Consider the following 13,462-nt stretch of genomic DNA (forward strand, 5'->3'; position numbering starts at 1 on the left):
AAGCCTAAAGGGGAATGTTTCACGTGAAACAGAAGGAATGGAACAAGCGCTAGTTCTACAATGAAGAACTAGCTTTATTTTCCGATACAGAACTTTTGGAAGATCGCTCCGAGGACGTCTTCGACATCTACCCGGCCCAGCAATCGGCCCAAGGCGTAAGCGGCGGCGCGCAGCTCTTCGGCTGCAAGCTCCTCGCCGTCTTCTACAAGGTCCAGACTCCGGCGCAAGCTCTCCGACGTCCGGACCAACAGTTCCCTTTGGCGAGCCCGGGTCACCAGCGCGCCCTCGGTGGTTCCGAAAAACTCGGAAGCGAATTTCACCAGCGCATCGACCAGCTCGGGGATGCCATCACCCTGTCTCGCCGAGATCCCGAACTCGCTGCTCAACTTGCTAGCCCGGCCCCCGAGATCGATCTTGTTGCGGACGATCCAGACGGACCCCTCCGACCGATCGCCGCCTTCGGATTTCCGAAGGGAACGCAGCGCGTCCGGATTGACGGCTTGCTCCCCCTCCACCAGCCACAGCACGAGGTCGGCGTCCTCGGCCCGCGCTCGCGCGCGGCGCACGCCCTCCTGCTCGACCGGATCATCGGTCTCGCGGATGCCGGCGGTGTCGATCACCGTGACGGGATAGCCATCGAGATCGAGCTGGACCTCGATCACGTCGCGCGTCGTGCCGGCATGCGGCGAGACGATCGCGACCTCGCGGCGCGCGAGCTGATTCATCAGCGTCGACTTGCCGACATTCGGCTCGCCCGCGATCGCAACCACCAGGCCCTCACGCAGCCGTTCAGAATGTCCCTGTGCCGCAAGGACTTTTGTGATTTCGTCGTGCAGGGCCTTGATCGCTTTCACCGCCGGCGACCTCAATTCCGCCGGCACATCGCCCTCGTCGGAAAAATCGATGCCGGCCTCGATCAGCGCCGAGGCCTCGATGATGCGCTCGCGCCAGTCGCGCGCGCGGTCACCGAGCAGGCCCTGCAACTGGCGCAGCGCCTGGCGCCGCTGGCGGTCGGTGTCGGCATGGATGAGATCGTCGAGACCCTCGGCTTCGGTCAGGTCGAGCTTGCCGTTCTCGAACGCGCGCCGCGTGAACTCGCCCGGCTCGGCGGCTCGCATATTCGGAATTATCGAAATTGCGGCGACCAGTACCGAGAGCACGGCGCGGCCGCCATGAACGTGGAATTCGGCGACGTCCTCGCCGGTCGCGCTGGCCGGCCCCGGAAACCACAGCACGACCGCATCGTCGATCGGCTGGCCCGCGCCGTCACGAAGCAGCCGGCGGCTGGCCTGCCTCGGCGCCGGCAGCTTCCCCGCCAAGGTCGTCAGCGCCAGACCGGCTTGCGGACCCGAGACGCGCACCACGGCGATCGCACTCGGCGCCCGGCCGGACGAGAGCGCAAAGATGGTCTGGTCTCGCGGATGCATGGCCTATTTGTCCGGCTCGGGACGAAAAGGCAAATGGGCCGCTCCCAGGACCGCGGCGGGTCCGTTTTGCTGCGCCTTTGCCGCAGCAAAGATCATGTTGCATCGCAATAGAGACCCGGAAATTCGCTGCAAAAACCTCGCCGTTTGGCAAAGGTCCGCCAGCCGATGTCAAGCATTCTGTAGGTATATCAACATCTTCTGAGAAATCTGGATCTGCGCGTCGACACGGCTCCATGCTGCATCTACGCCGCAGCAGAGCCGCACAACGAAAAAGGGCGCCCGAAGGCGCCCTCTAATTTCTTGCTGCACCATGCTCAGGTGTTCATGGAGTCGAAGAACTCCGAATTGCTCTTGGTCGAGCGCAGCTTGTCGAGCAGGAAGTCGATCGCGTCCATCGTGCCCATCGGGTTGAGGATGCGGCGAAGCACGTACATCTTCTTGAGCACCTGCGGATCGGTGATGAGCTCCTCCTTGCGGGTGCCGGAGCGCGAGATGTCGATCGCCGGGAAGGTGCGCTTGTCCGAGACCTTGCGATCCAGGATCAGTTCCGAGTTACCGGTGCCCTTGAACTCTTCGAAAATGACTTCGTCCATTCGGCTGCCGGTATCGACCAGCGCGGTCGCAATGATGGTCAGCGAGCCGCCCTCCTCGATGTTGCGGGCGGCACCAAAGAAGCGCTTCGGGCGCTGCAGCGCATTGGCGTCGACACCGCCGGTCAGCACCTTGCCGGATGACGGCACCACGGTGTTGTAGGCGCGGCCCAAACGCGTGATCGAATCGAGCAGGATCACGACGTCGCGGCCGTGCTCGACCAGACGCTTGGCTTTTTCGATCACCATCTCGGCGACCTGGACGTGACGCACCGCGGGTTCGTCGAAGGTCGACGACACGACCTCGCCCTTCACCGAGCGCTGCATGTCCGTGACTTCTTCCGGACGCTCGTCGATCAACAGCACGATCAGATAGCATTCGGGGTGATTGTGCGTGATCGAGTGCGCGATGTTCTGCATCAGCACGGTTTTACCCGTGCGCGGCGGCGCGACGATCAATGCACGCTGGCCCTTGCCGATCGGCGCGACGATGTCGATCACGCGTGCAGAAAGGTCTTTCCGCGTCGGATCGTCGATCTCCATGCGGAAACGCTGATTCGGAAACAGCGGCGTGAGGTTGTCGAAATTGACCTTGTGCTTGGCCTTTTCCGGATCCTCGAAATTGAGCGTGTTGACCTTCAGCAGCGCGAAATAGCGTTCGCCCTCTTTCGGGCTGCGGATGTGGCCTTCGATGGTGTCGCCGGTGCGCAGGCCGAAACGGCGGATCTGCGACGGCGAAACGTAGATGTCGTCCGGGCCCGGCAGATAATTCGCATCGGGCGAGCGGAGGAAGCCGAAGCCGTCGGAGAGAACCTCGACGACGCCCTGGCCGACAATATCGGTCTCGGCGAGCGCGAGCTGCTTGAGGATGGCGAACAGCAGCTCCTGCTTGCGCATGGTGCTGGCATTCTCGACCCCGTTCTCCTCCGCGAACGAGACGAGCTCGGCCGGCGTTTTGGACTTGAGGTCTTCGAGTTTAATTTCCCGCATTGGGGTGGTCCTGTGGGGTAACCTTGGGAGGGGTGCGAGGAGGCTCTGAAATGCGGACGTGAGAAGATAAGGTCCGCAGGTCTGGCAAGGTTAAGTGCCGATGAGGCTTCAAACCTGATGCGGTGTCCGGCCTCTGGAAAGCTCAGACACAACCACATCCGCCTGCGTTGGGTGGGATATCGATAATATAGAAAATCGCTCCCTTCTCCGCAAGCCGAAGCGCTGAGCTAATCGTCGCGCGCCTTGCCTAGAACGGCTTCACGATCACCATGATGACGATGAGAATCATCAGGACGGTCGGCACCTCGTTGATAATTCTATAGAATTTCTGGGTCCGGGGGCGTCGGTCCGCGGCGAAATCCTTCAGCCAGCGAGAAAAAAAGCCGTGGACCGCGGACATCGCCAGGACCAATGCCAGTTTTACGTGCAGCCAGCCAAACGAGAACCAGTGGCCGGACCAGGCGAGATAGAGCCCGGCGAGCCAGGTGACGATCATGGCCGGGTTGATGATGGCCTTGAGCAGCCGACGTTCCATCACCTTGAACGTTTCCGACTGCTTCGAGCCGATTTCGGCCTCGCTGTGATAAACGAACAGCCGCGGCAGATAGAGCATGCCCGCCATCCAGGAGATGACGGCGATCACGTGCAGCGCCTTGATCCAGAGATAGACGTCTTCAAACATTTTCTGCGTCCGGATTTCTGAGCCAGCCGAGGGAACGCTGGGGATAGTAAGAACTCGTTAAGGTCTTGCCTGCACACATATCCGTCCGTAGCGCCTTCCTCAAATCTAGAATCTTAGATTCTTAAGGTTTGAGTCTATGTGACCGTGGATTGGACTCACACAATTCCGTCCGCACGTTCACGCGCGCTTGTTCACATCCATCAACATATCCCTGATCGCTGCGGCGATTTACGATAAGTCGGCCAGCTTCAAAGGCTTGCGCCTTTCTGTCGGTAGCTTATCAAGGGGGTTGTCCGCGCAATCCCGTTTCCCCGCAGCGAGGGCGCCGGACTTGTCCTGACGGGCAGCGGTGTGAAGAAAATTGGCACTTGTCCCGCCCCTGGTGTCGCGCAACCCTTTCCGAGGGGTTAAGCTCCACAGAAATCCACAATCCACACCGACTCCATACAAAGAGATTTTGTGCCAACCTCGAACAATTATTTCCATCTGCACCTCGTGTCCGACTCCACCGGCGAGACGCTGATCACCGTGGCACGCGCGGTTGCGGCCCAATACGCCAACGTCACCCCGGTCGAGCATGTCTATCCGCTGGTGCGCAGCCAGAAGCAGCTCGACCGCGTGCTCGACGAGATCGAGGAAGCGCCGGGGATCGTGCTGTTCACGCTGCTGGAGAAGGATCTGGTCTCCAGGCTCGAGGACAAGTGCAAGGAGATCAATGTTCCGAGCCTGTCGATTATCGGCCCGGTGATGCAGCTGTTCGAAGCCTATCTCGGGGCTGCGACCACCGGCCGCGTCGGCGCCCAGCACGTCCTCAACGCGGAATATTTCAAGCGCATCGATGCGCTGAACTACACCATGATCCATGACGATGGTCAGCATGTCGAAGGTCTCGACGATGCCGACGTGGTGCTGGTTGGTGTGTCCCGCACTTCCAAGACGCCGACGTCGATTTATCTGGCCAATCGCGGCATCCGCACCGCCAACGTGCCGCTGGTTCCCGGCATTCCGGTGCCTTCGCAACTGGAGACGCTGACGCGGCCGCTGGTCGTCAGCCTGCACGCGACGCCGGAACGCCTGATCCAGATCCGTCAGAATCGCCTGCTTTCGATGGGGACCGACTCCGGCAACGACACCTATACCGACAGGCAGTCGGTCACCGAGGAAGTTGCGTTTGCGCGCAAGCTCAGTGCCAAGCATGATTGGCCGCTGCTGGATGTCACGCGACGCTCGATCGAGGAAACCGCGGCGGCGATCATGAAGCTCTACAGCGATCGCCAGCGCAACCGGCCTTCCGGATAGCTTTCGCGATGGGTCTGTGGCTCGGCAAACATCCGTTGATTCTGGCCTCGCAGAGCAGTGCCCGAAAAATGCTGCTGGCCAATGCCGGGCTGGAGTTCAAGGCTATTACCGCCGATATCGACGAGCGCGGTATTCAATTAGCTTCGGCGCTTTCAAATCCGCGCGAGATCGCACTGCTGCTGGCGCGCGAAAAGGCCAAGGCGATCTCGGCCAATCATCCCGGAAGCTACGTGATCGGGGCCGATCAGACACTGGCTCTTGGCAACCGTCTTTTCAACAAGCCCGCAGGCCGTCCGCAGGCATTGGCGCAATTGCGCGATCTCGCCGGCAACAGCCATGAGCTGAATTCCGCCGTGGCCGTGGCGCATGACAGCAAGATTGTTTTCGAAGACGTCGCGGTCGCACATATGACCATGCGCGAAATGACCGAGGACGAGCTTTCAGCCTATCTGGACGCTGCCGGCGACGCCGTCACCACCAGCGTCGGGGCCTATCAGCTTGAAAGCCTGGGCATCCATCTGTTCGAGCGGATCGAGGGCGATCATTTCACCATTCTCGGCCTGCCGCTGCTGCCGCTGCTTGCGTTCCTGCGACGCGAACGGCTAGTTGCGGTGTGAATGACAGACAGGGCTGAGCGCCGATGCGGATCCTGGGACTGACCGGCTCGATCGGGATGGGGAAATCCACCACTGCGAAACTGTTCGCGGAGGCCGGCGTGCCCGTCTACGACGCCGATGCCGCCGTGCATCAGCTTTATGAAGGCGAAGCGGCGCCCGCCATCGAGGCCGCCTTTCCCGGCACCACTGTGAACGGCAAGGTGGACCGGCCAAAACTGTCGGCGCGCGTCGTGCACGACCCCGCGGCCATCAAGCAGCTCGAGCAAATCGTCCATCCGATGCTCGGCGCCTCCCGGCAAAAGTTTTTTGCCGAGGCGGAAGCCGCCAAGGCGCCGGTCGTGGTGCTGGACATCCCGCTGCTGTTCGAGACCGGTGGCGAGAAGCGGGTCGATGCCGTGGTCGTGGTTTCGACCTCGCCGGAACTCCAGCGCGAGCGGGTGCTGGCGCGCGGTACCATGGACGAAGCCAAGCTCGACGCGATCATTGCCAAGCAGACGCCGGACGCCGAGAAGCGCAAGCGGGCCGATTTCGTGGTGGATACGTCACACGGACTTGACCCGGTGCGCGCGCAAATCGCCCACATCCTGGCCGAGGTCGTTAAGATGCCGCAGCGGCGAGCCTGATTCGCCGTCTCCTCACACGGTTCTCAAGACGCTGCTCTCAAGCTACTGATCTCAAGACATGCGCGAAATCGTTCTCGACACCGAAACCACCGGCCTTGATCCGCTGCGCGGCGATCGTCTGGTCGAAATCGGCTGCGTCGAGATGCTCAACCGCATGCCGACGGGGCAGACGTATCACGTCTATATCAATCCCGAACGGGACATGCCGGCGGAAGCTTTTGCGGTGCATGGTTTGTCGGCCGAATTTCTGTCGACCAAGCCGCTGTTCCACGAGGTCGTCGATGCGTTTCTGGAGTTCATCGGCGATGCGCCGCTGGTGATCCACAACGCCTCGTTCGACATCGGCTTCATCAATGCCGAGCTCGACAAGATCAAGCGCGCGGCGATCCCGCGCGAACGGCTGGTCGATACGCTGCTGCTGGCGCGGCGCAAGCATCCCGGCGTGTCCAACCGGCTCGATGACCTCTGCTCGCGCTATGCGATCGACAATTCACACCGCACCAAGCACGGCGCGCTGCTGGATGCCGAGCTGCTGGCCGAGGTCTATGTCGATCTGGTCGGGGCGCGGCAGTCGCAGCTGCTTCTGGCGTCGGACGCTCAGGAGATTCGGGTCAATGCGGCTGGCGATGCGCCGCGGCGGCAGCGGCTGGTGCCGCTCGCGCCGCGGGTTTCCGATGCCGAGCGTGAGGCCCACAAGGCCTTCATCGCAACGCTCGGCGACAAGGCGATCTGGAACGAGTTTTTGCCCGCTCCAGCTCCTCCGGCTGGTTAGGCCTGGCCGCTCGGCTGAGCGGCCATTTGCCGCTCCATGTTCTGGCGGTAGAGACCGACGAAGTCGACCGGATCCAGCATCAGGGGCGGGAACCCGCCGTCGCGCACCGCGGTCGCGATGATCTCGCGGGCGAACGGGAACAGCAGGCGCGGGCACTCGATCATGACCAGCGGATGCAGATTCTCCTTCGGCACGTTGGCGATGCGGAACACGCCGGCATAGGCGAGCTCGAACGAGAACATGATCTTGCCCGCGGTCTCGGCCTTGCCTTCGACCGACAACGTCACCTCGAACTCCTGTTCGCTGAGATTGTTGGCGCTGACATTGATCTGGATGTTGATCTGGGGAGGCTGGCTCTGCTGCTGGAGCGAGCTGGGCGCGTTCGGATTTTCGAACGAAAGGTCCTTGGTATATTGCGCCAGCACGTTGAGCTGGGGAGCCTGGGCCGCCTCGGGAGGGGTGCCGTTACCATTGGTCATGAGAGTCTCTCCTTACCCGATTTGGGCTGAATTTCGCGGCGGTTGGCTAACATAGGGCCGCCTCATTCCACAAGGACGAACGGTCCCGGAGGCGGATTCCGGCCGCGTCGCAACCGCCGCGTTCATCCCGCCTTTTCCGCAAAACTGCGCCTTAAATGATTGAAGATGCGCGATTTCCGGGCAGGATCGGGTTTCCCCTTAAGCATAAAACGCGCTACACTCGGTGCTGTGCCAAAAGGCGCCATTGGCCGGGCAAGATTTCGTGCCTACATCCCACGGACCTGACGTGGACCTAAAATGGTGATGTAGACTTGCCGTTCCCGTATGGAACGGTCTACTGGCCGGATTGATTTTCCCGGCGACGACCCCAAAGCGAAGACCCAGAGCAAAGACCAGAAAGCGAATCCGACGTGGACATCTACACCATCATCTTCCTGGCGCTGGCGGTCTTCATCTTTCTGCGGCTGCGCAGCGTGCTCGGGCAGCGTACCGGCAACGAGCGGCCGCCGTTCGATCGGACCGCCGCTCGCAATGCGCTCGGGGGTGCCCAGGACAACAACGTCGTGACCATGCCGGGCAAGGTGATCGACCAGGCCCCGCTGGCGCCGACGGCCGAGCCGACCCCGCCCTCCGATCGCTGGAAGGGCCTGACCGAGCCGGGCACCGCGCTTGCGCAGGGCCTGGATGCCATCGTCGACAAGGATGCCACGTTCGACCCGCGCCATTTCATCTCGGGCGCCCGCGGTGCCTACGAGATGATCGTGCTGGCCTTTGCCAATGGCGACCGCCGCGCGCTGCGCGACCTGTTGTCCTCGGACGTCTATGACAGCTTCGAGGCCGCGATCAAGGAACGCGAGAAGAACGAGCAGAAGACCGAGACCCGCTTCGTCTCGATCGACAAGGCCGAACTCGTCGGCGCCGAGCTGCGCGACCGTACCGCCCAGCTCACGATTCGCTTCGTCTCGCAGATGATCTCGGCCACCCGAGACAAGGCCGGCAATATCGTCGACGGCAGCGCCGACACGGTCGCCGACATCACCGACATCTGGACTTTCGCCCGCGACGTCACCTCTCGCGATCCGAACTGGAAGCTGGTTGGCACCGGAAGCGCGAATTAAGGTCTATCTGAAGACCGGCGCGACGGCGCTTTGCGCAGGTGTCGTCGTGCTATCGTCGTTTTCGCTCGGCGCCGAGGCCGCGCGGCGCCACTATCGCAGCCATCACCATCATCCCCCGCAATTGCCTGCGGCTCCGCCGCGGGCCTTGCCCTATCCGCAGCTCCCGCTGCCGTTCGAAATTCCGGGCGCGCAATATCTGCCGCTGGCCTGGGCGGACGTGAAGGGCTGGAGCGATGACAATCATCTCGCGGCGTACAAGACGTTCCGCGCCAGCTGCAAGCCGATCAATGCACAAACCGGCGCGGCCGAGCCGAAAGCCTTGGGAGGTTCGCTGAGCGAACCTTGCCGGGCGGCGAAATCGCTCGATCTCATCGACGACGCCAAAGCAAAGACCTTCTTCGAGGAGAATTTCGCGCCGCTGCGGATCTCCCGCCTCGGCGAGCCCGACGGTTTCGTCACCGGCTATTACGAGCCGGTGCTGGAGGGATCGCGCACGCAGACCGACGTCTACAACGTTCCGGTCTACCGGCGTCCCTCGAATCTGTTCGTGCGCGGCTACAAGCAGGATTCGGTCAGCCTGCCCAACAAGGGCCCGGTCTATCGCAAGATCGGCCGCCGCAAGCTGGTGCCCTATTACGACCGCGGCGAGATCGAGGACGGCAAGATCGCCGGCCGCGGGCTGGAGATCGCCTGGCTGAAGGATCCGACCGATCTGCTGTTCGCGCAGATCCAGGGCTCGGCGCGGATCAAGTTCGACGACGGCGGCACGGTCCGACTGAATTACGACGCCTATAACGGCTATCCCTACACTGCCGTCGGGCGCGTCCTGATCGAGCGCGGCATCATTCCGAAGGAAGAGATGTCGATGCAGAAGATCAGGGAGTGGATGGCGCAAAATCCTGACGGTGCCAAGGATCTGCGCCGCCAGAACCGCGCCTATATTTTCTTCCGAGAGGTCAACCTCTCCGACAAGGATGAGGCGGTGGGCGCGCAGGGTATCCCGCTGACGGCGGGACGCTCGATCGCGGTGGACAAGGCGCTGCATGTCTACGGCACGCCGTTCTTCATTGAGGGCGAGCTGCCGATCGAGTCCGAACGCTCGAAGACACCGTTCCATCGGCTGATGATCGCGCAGGATACCGGCTCGGCCATCATCGGTCCCGCGCGCGCCGATCTGTTTTTCGGCGCAGGCCAGGAGGCCGGCCGCATCTCGGGGCGACTGCGCCATCCCATGCATTTCGTGATGCTGGTGCCGAAGGGCCTCGATCCCTCGGCACGCGGCGCCCGGCTGCCGCTGCCTGATCCGCGCCCCTCGGAGAAGATCGCCAAGCTGTTTCCGCAAACCGACCCCGGGAAGGGGACGGCGAAGCCGGCCGCTGCCGCCGGCCCCGCGGAAACCAAGAGCGACACCGTCGCCATCGCGGGTCCAGTCCCGCTGCCGGCGCCGCGTCCCGTGATCGAGCCCGCTTCCGAACCCCAGCGGCCAGTGAAGAAACGGCCCCATCGGCAGCAATGAAGCGATCGTCCCGTCCGCCCGTCCTGGAGCCTCGCCCCTCGCCGCGCCGCCGCGCGCTGAGCGAGGAGGAGCGCGAGCTGTGGGAAGTCGTTGCCAAACAGGTCAAGCCGCTGAGGAAGCACCGCGCCGCGAAGGCGCATGCCGCTCCGCGCACCGAGCCTTTGCCCGCAGCACCCGTCACGCGGCCTGCGTCATCGCCACGACCGGTTACTGCTGCACCGGCGCCGCGCGCCGCAAAACCGGCCGTCCCGCCTTTGGCGCCGCTCGGCAAGCGCGAGCGCACAAAACTGTCGCGCGGCCGCAGCGAGATCGAGGCGCGACTCGATCTGCACGGCATGACCCAGACACGCGCGCATCGTGCCCTGACCGGCTTCCTGCACCGCGCCCATCACGACGGCCTGACCTTCGTGCTCGTCATCACCGGCAAGGGCCGCAGCGGCGGCGAAAGCGGCGTGCTGCGCCGCCTGGTGCCGGAATGGCTGAGCCTGCCGGAATTCCGCGCCTTCGTCGTCGGCTTCGAGACGGCGCATATCGGCCATGGCGGCGAGGGCGCGCTGTATGTGCGGATCAGGCGGGCGAGGTCTTAAGACCTGAAACGATGAGACTCGACACGCGCTCCGGCGAAAGTGCGTTCCCTCCCCCACAAGGGGGGAGGGAACGGAGAGAGCATCGCTGTTGGCCATACTCGATTTGACTTCAACCAGTGCTCTAGAACGGCCGGATGATTCCAACGCGCGGGATCAGCGTGAGGATCAGGCCGAAGATATTCGTTTTCTGATCCTCCGTCGGGATCAGCGCTGTCACCTGCGCGGCCGGCAGCATCTTCACGGCATGCAGGAGCAGGAACATGCAGACCGCCCAGTTCGAGATCCAGCGCGAATAGTCGAACACCATCGCAAACATCACGAGATAGGCGAGGCTGATGCCGATCAGTGCCGCGAGCACGAGGCGGCGGTGCGTCTCGCTTGCGAGCGCGCCGATGAGCTTCGCGAAGAAACGCCACAGCGGCGTGTGCAGCCAGATCAGCAGCGCGAACACGGGCACGCCGAGGACGTTGTGCGGCAGGCGCCCCCAGGTGTCCGAGACCTCCTTGGACAGCGGCTGGTACCAGATGTAGGTAAATTGCAGCAGATCGGTTCGCGAGGGATCGGCCATCCGGCTCTTCAGATAGGCGACGAAATCCGCTTCGGGGATCGGCATCGTTCCCAAAAATTGTGCCGCAAAGAACAGCGCCGCGACAATGATCAGGGCGACGATGCCGAAGGCGATATTGCCGCGATTGAGCCCGCAGGCGAGATAGTGCCTGATCACGACGATGGTGACGATCGTCGGCACATACATCAGCAGATGAATGTGGTGGATCAGCACGAGAACGATCGAGAACAGCGCAGCCAAAGCCACGAACAGCAACGACCCCGCCGGCATCAGCAGCAGAACGAGCGCCAGCGCACAGCCATAGATGTCGAAATGGCCGAGCGTGTGCATGAAGTTCTTGAGGAAGAACGGCGAGCCCGCAATGAAGACGAACAGCGGCAGCGTTTTCGCGGTGAAGCCAAAGCTCTTCTGAAACAGCCTTGCGTACAGGGCCAGCGTCACCAGCCACGTCACCCCGCCGATCGCGAACACCGACCAGACCGGCACCTTGTCCGTGAACAGCGCGACGGTGGCACCGATCAGCGCGCGCTTGATGAAGCCGAAATGGTAGTCGACCAGGAGATGGATGTAGGGGACGTAAGGCGGCAGCTGGATCTTGTGAATGAACACGCCGACGATGACCGCCGCGTTGATCGCGAGCAGGAGTCGCCAGGGATTGTTCTGGATCGGAGCGATCACGCAGCACCCGGGCTGGCGCGATCGACCTCCGCCGTCGTCCCGGGCAAGCGAAGCGCGACCCGGGACCCATAACCACAGGAGGTTATTTGAGGCAGGGCTGGAGCTACTATCTGTTTCAACAAGGACCGCTGGTGGTTATGGGTCCCTGCTTTCGCAGGGACGACAACCGATTGATAGCGTGACCGCCCAGAATTACAAAATGAACCGGCTCAGATCGGCGTTCTTGGCGAGATCACCCACGTGCTTCTGCACGAAATCCGCATCCACCTTGACGGTCTCGCCGCTGCGGTCGGGGGCGGTGAAGGAGATCTCGTCCAGCACCCGCTCCATCACGGTCTGCAGCCGCCGCGCGCCGATGTTCTCGACGGTGGAATTGACGGCGACCGCGACGTCGGCGAGCGCGTCGATGGCGCCGTCGGTGATGTCGAGCGTCACGCCCTCGGTCTGCATCAAGGCGACATATTGCTTGATCAGCGAGGCCTCGGGCTCGGTCAGGATGCGGCGCATGTCGTCGCGGGTCAGCGCCTGCAATTCGACGCGGATCGGCAGGCGGCCCTGCAATTCCGGCAGCAGGTCCGACGGCTTTGCGACGTGGAAGGCGCCGGAGGCGATGAACAGGATGTGGTCGGTCTTGACCGCGCCGTGCTTGGTCGAGACCGTGGTGCCCTCGATCAAGGGCAGCAGATCGCGCTGCACGCCCTCGCGCGAGACGTCGCCGGCGGCACGGCCTTCGCGCGCGCAGATCTTGTCGATCTCGTCGAGAAACACGATGCCGTTGTTCTCGACCGCGTTGATCGCCTCCAGCGTCAGCTGATCGGTGTCCAGCAGCTTGTCGGACTCCTCGTTGACGAGGATCTCGTGCGAGCCTTCGACCGTCAGCCGCCGCGTCTTGCTGCGGCCCCCTAACTTGCCGAAGATGTCGCCGATCGAGATCGCGCCCATCTGCGCGCCCGGCATGCCCGGGATCTCGAACATCGGCATGCCGCTGCCGCCGCCTTGCGTCTCGATCTCGATTTCCTTGTCGTTGAGCTCGCCGGCACGCAGCTTCTTGCGGAAGGATTCACGCGTCGCCGCGCTGGCATTGGCGCCGACCAGCGCATCGAGCACGCGCTCCTCGGCGGCGAGCTGCGCGCGGGCGTGCACGTCCTTGCGCTTCTTCTCGCGGACCTGGGCGATTGCGACCTCGACGAGATCGCGCACGATCTGCTCGACGTCGCGGCCGACATAACCGACCTCGGTGAATTTGGTCGCTTCCACCTTCAGGAACGGCGCATTCGCGAGCTTGGCGAGCCGCCGCGCGATTTCCGTCTTGCCGACGCCGGTGGGGCCGATCATCAGGATGTTCTTCGGCAGCACCTCTTCGCGCAGCGAGCCTTCGAGCTGCTGCCGGCGCCAGCGGTTGCGCAGCGCGATCGAGACGGCGCGCTTGGCGTCGGCTTGGCCGACGATGAAACGGTCGAGTTCGGAAACGATTTCACGGGGAGAGAAGTCTGTCATGTCTGTCTAGCTAGGGCGG

13 protein-coding genes are annotated in these 13,462 nt (G+C 62.9%); 7 read left to right on the top strand and 6 right to left on the bottom strand.

Annotation, left to right across the window (positions count from 1 at the left end):
- Positions 1-74: 74 nt before the first annotated feature.
- The 3 genes from mnmE to hemJ form a co-directional block, all read right to left on the bottom strand.
- Complete coding sequence (gene mnmE, locus GDN70_RS03095; protein ID WP_095424547.1) at positions 75-1,427, bottom strand: tRNA uridine-5-carboxymethylaminomethyl(34) synthesis GTPase MnmE; 1,353 nt, start codon at positions 1,425-1,427, stop codon at positions 75-77.
- Positions 1,428-1,741: 314 nt separating this feature from the next.
- Positions 1,742-3,007, bottom strand: coding sequence for a transcription termination factor Rho (gene rho, locus GDN70_RS03100; protein ID WP_008133567.1), 1,266 nt, complete (start codon positions 3,005-3,007; stop codon positions 1,742-1,744).
- A gap of 247 nt (positions 3,008-3,254) precedes the next feature.
- Positions 3,255-3,689, bottom strand: a complete 435-nt coding sequence (gene hemJ / locus GDN70_RS03105; protein WP_028139375.1) for a protoporphyrinogen oxidase HemJ — start codon at positions 3,687-3,689, stop codon at positions 3,255-3,257.
- 459 nt (positions 3,690-4,148) lie between these two features.
- On the opposite strand from hemJ, the gene GDN70_RS03110 reads away from it, so the two are divergent.
- Genes GDN70_RS03110 through dnaQ form a run of 4 tightly spaced genes read left to right on the top strand, consistent with a single transcriptional unit; the run spans position 4,149 to position 7,000 of the window.
- On the top strand, positions 4,149-4,988 hold the full coding sequence (locus tag GDN70_RS03110) for a pyruvate, water dikinase regulatory protein (protein WP_018323540.1): 840 nt from the start codon (positions 4,149-4,151) through the stop codon (positions 4,986-4,988).
- An 8-nt stretch (positions 4,989-4,996) separates the two neighbouring features.
- Positions 4,997-5,605: a Maf family nucleotide pyrophosphatase gene (locus GDN70_RS03115; protein WP_028139376.1), complete on the top strand. Its 609-nt coding sequence runs from the start codon at positions 4,997-4,999 to the stop codon at positions 5,603-5,605.
- A 23-nt stretch (positions 5,606-5,628) separates the two neighbouring features.
- Positions 5,629-6,228, top strand: coding sequence for a dephospho-CoA kinase (coaE, locus tag GDN70_RS03120; protein WP_028139377.1), 600 nt, complete (start codon positions 5,629-5,631; stop codon positions 6,226-6,228).
- A gap of 58 nt (positions 6,229-6,286) precedes the next feature.
- The gene (gene dnaQ, locus GDN70_RS03125) at positions 6,287-7,000 is read left to right on the top strand and encodes a DNA polymerase III subunit epsilon (RefSeq protein ID WP_028139378.1); all 714 of its coding nucleotides are present in this window, start codon (positions 6,287-6,289) and stop codon (positions 6,998-7,000) included.
- Here dnaQ and secB read toward each other — a convergent pair.
- Entirely contained in the window at positions 6,997-7,479 is a 483-nt protein-coding gene (gene secB / locus GDN70_RS03130) for a protein-export chaperone SecB (protein WP_018323536.1), read from the bottom strand. The genes dnaQ and secB overlap by 4 nt on opposite strands.
- Positions 7,480-7,889: 410 nt before the next feature.
- Here secB and GDN70_RS03135 point away from each other — a divergent pair, with 410 nt between their 5' ends.
- The 3 genes from GDN70_RS03135 to GDN70_RS03145 are packed head-to-tail and all read left to right on the top strand — an operon-like array spanning position 7,890 to position 10,700.
- Positions 7,890-8,597 carry a Tim44/TimA family putative adaptor protein gene (locus GDN70_RS03135; protein ID WP_028139379.1) on the top strand — a complete coding sequence of 236 codons (708 nt, stop codon included), beginning with the start codon at positions 7,890-7,892 and terminating at the stop codon, positions 8,595-8,597.
- On the top strand, positions 8,575-10,113 hold the full coding sequence (locus GDN70_RS03140; protein ID WP_028139380.1) for a murein transglycosylase A: 1,539 nt from the start codon (positions 8,575-8,577) through the stop codon (positions 10,111-10,113). The genes GDN70_RS03135 and GDN70_RS03140 overlap by 23 nt, the downstream gene beginning before the upstream one ends.
- On the top strand, positions 10,110-10,700 hold the full coding sequence (locus GDN70_RS03145) for a Smr/MutS family protein (protein WP_028139381.1): 591 nt from the start codon (positions 10,110-10,112) through the stop codon (positions 10,698-10,700). Before GDN70_RS03140 ends, GDN70_RS03145 begins: the two co-directional genes overlap by 4 nt.
- Positions 10,701-10,821: 121 nt before the next feature.
- Here the strand turns inward: GDN70_RS03145 and GDN70_RS03150 are convergent, their stop codons facing one another.
- Both GDN70_RS03150 and hslU read right to left on the bottom strand, forming a co-directional pair.
- Entirely contained in the window at positions 10,822-11,946 is a 1,125-nt protein-coding gene (locus GDN70_RS03150) for a hypothetical protein (protein WP_152102142.1), read from the bottom strand.
- 192 nt (positions 11,947-12,138) lie between these two features.
- Positions 12,139-13,443, bottom strand: coding sequence for an ATP-dependent protease ATPase subunit HslU (gene hslU, locus GDN70_RS03155; RefSeq protein ID WP_028139383.1), 1,305 nt, complete (start codon positions 13,441-13,443; stop codon positions 12,139-12,141).
- Positions 13,444-13,462: the final 19 nt, after the last annotated feature.

The organism is Bradyrhizobium sp. TM102, from assembly GCF_009176685.1.
Lineage (GTDB): Bacteria > Pseudomonadota > Alphaproteobacteria > Rhizobiales > Xanthobacteraceae > Bradyrhizobium > Bradyrhizobium ottawaense.

Coding starts and splice junctions, on each gene's coding strand:
- GDN70_RS03145 (WP_028139381.1), top strand. CDS start 10,110: ATGAAGCGATCGTCCCGTCCGCCCGTCCTGGAGCCTCGCCCCTCGCCG.
- GDN70_RS03115 (WP_028139376.1), top strand. CDS start 4,997: ATGGGTCTGTGGCTCGGCAAACATCCGTTGATTCTGGCCTCGCAGAGC.
- secB (WP_018323536.1), bottom strand. CDS start 7,479: ATGACCAATGGTAACGGCACCCCTCCCGAGGCGGCCCAGGCTCCCCAG.
- dnaQ (WP_028139378.1), top strand. CDS start 6,287: ATGCGCGAAATCGTTCTCGACACCGAAACCACCGGCCTTGATCCGCTG.
- mnmE (WP_095424547.1), bottom strand. CDS start 1,427: ATGCATCCGCGAGACCAGACCATCTTTGCGCTCTCGTCCGGCCGGGCG.
- rho (WP_008133567.1), bottom strand. CDS start 3,007: ATGCGGGAAATTAAACTCGAAGACCTCAAGTCCAAAACGCCGGCCGAG.
- coaE (WP_028139377.1), top strand. CDS start 5,629: ATGCGGATCCTGGGACTGACCGGCTCGATCGGGATGGGGAAATCCACC.
- hslU (WP_028139383.1), bottom strand. CDS start 13,443: ATGACAGACTTCTCTCCCCGTGAAATCGTTTCCGAACTCGACCGTTTC.
- hemJ (WP_028139375.1), bottom strand. CDS start 3,689: ATGTTTGAAGACGTCTATCTCTGGATCAAGGCGCTGCACGTGATCGCC.